Origin of the sequence: Kitasatospora saccharophila, from assembly GCF_039529925.1 — a bacterium.
Taxonomy (GTDB): Bacteria; Actinomycetota; Actinomycetes; order Streptomycetales; family Streptomycetaceae; genus Kitasatospora; species Kitasatospora saccharophila.
Map to the genome: position 1 here is coordinate 1 of NZ_BAAANS010000147.1, position 1,689 is coordinate 1,689.

At 69.0% G+C, this 1,689-nt stretch carries 1 protein-coding gene; it reads right to left on the reverse strand.

Features of this window, described 5'->3' with window-relative positions; all coding sequences use genetic code 11:
- A partial coding sequence (locus ABD345_RS39855) for an RHS repeat domain-containing protein (protein ID WP_344559718.1) occupies positions 1-1,689 on the reverse strand: 1,689 nt, incomplete at both ends.

A 1,689-nucleotide genomic window follows, 5' to 3' on the forward strand; every position in this document is an offset into this window, starting at 1 on the left:
CCCTGTGTCTGCTGGGGCTTGCCGATGGCGTCGTAGCTGAAGGTGATGTCCTCGGTGAGCAGTCCGGCGATGCCGGGGTCGCGCTGGGTGAGCAGTTTCTGGGTGGTGGGCGAGTAGGTGAAGGTGGTGCTGTAGGTGGTCGGGAGCGGTGCCTCGGTGGCGGGCAGCTTGATCGTCTGGCCGAGCGGCTTGCCGAGGCTGGTGTAGCCGGTGCTCTGGACGACGTACGGGTCGGTCACGCCCGGCACGTAGCGCGCCGAGTAGCTCAGCTTGCCGACCTGCACGGTGTCGTACTTCCAGACGCCGAAGGTGAAGTTGCCGTTGGTCCGGTCCACCGCGCTCAGCTTGCGGCCCAACAGGTCGTAGGTGTAGCCGAGTTCGACGCCCCGGGCGTCGATCGTGGTGACCAGGTCTCCCGCGTCGTCGTAGGCCGAGGTGGTCACGCCCTGGTCGGGGTCGGACTGCCGGACCTTGCGGCCGAGGGCGTCGTACGTGGTCGTCCAGGTGCTGCCGTCGGATGCCACCACGGAGTTCTGCAGGCCGTTGTCGGTGTATCCGTACGTGGTGGTGGTGTAGCTGCCGCCGCTCGCCGTCCACCCGGAGGTGACGGACCCGCCGATCGTCGGCGGCGTGGTGAACTGCTGCAGGGCCGTGGTGTGGCCGCGAACGTCGGTCAGCGTGCGGCTGACGATGCCTCCGGTCTTGGGCACGACCAGGGTGGAGTCGCCGGAGTAGACCGTCTTCGTGGTCATCCCCGGGGTGGTCACGCCGTTGCTCTCGTCGTAGGTGGCGGTGGCCCGGCCCATGCCGTCGTACTCGGTCAGCGTGGTGGTCGGGATGGTGATCTGGGCCGTCAGCACGGGGTCGGAGCCCGGTGTGCCGGCCACGTTGAAGGTGTTGGCCAGGACGGTCCAGCCGTGCGAGTCGTACTGGGTGTCCGTGACGTTGATCGAGGTGTTCGCGCTGGTCGCCTGGGTCTGCCGGGGTCGCAGCAGCGCGTCGTACAGCGCCACCGAGGACGAGTACGAGCCGTCGTCCAGCAGGGTCTTGGTAGTCACCGCGGTCGGCTTGTCCTTCGCCACCACGTAGCTGTACGTCATGGTGGGCGGCTGGTTGGCGGCCTTGGACTGGGTCGGCATCCACACCGCCGCCGTCCGGCCCATGGTGTCGTAGGTGGCCGACGTCTTCTGGCCCGCGATGTCGATCTGCTCCACCGCCAGGCCCCGTGGCACGTCGAAGGTGCTCGTGGTGGTCTGGTAGGCCGGGTTGGCTCCCGAGTCGACCTTGGTCTTCAGGGACATCGACGCGGGGAGCTGACCGGTCGCCGGGGTGTAGGTGGTGGCGATGGTCCGGGCCAGGCTGCTGCCGCCGGGGGCGGTGGAGTCGGGCGTCCGGGTCTCCAGCACCGAGCGGCCGTAGGAGTCGTAGGCGACCTTCTTGAGGGTCACGAAGGCCGTCGCGTTGGGTCCGCTGATCGCGGAGGCCTGCTCGGAGCGGGTCGGTTCGCCCTTGCTGGGTGCGGTGCCGCCGGGGGCGCCGTCCCAGGTGAAGGCGTTGTTGTCGTAGGAGGTGCGGCTGTCGTCGAGCAGTGTCCCGGTCGGGGTGGCCCCGGCGTTGGGGCAGTCCTGGGTGGTGGTGATGGTCTCGGCGGTCAGGGCCAGCGACTTGGCGGAGTTGACCGCGTACCGG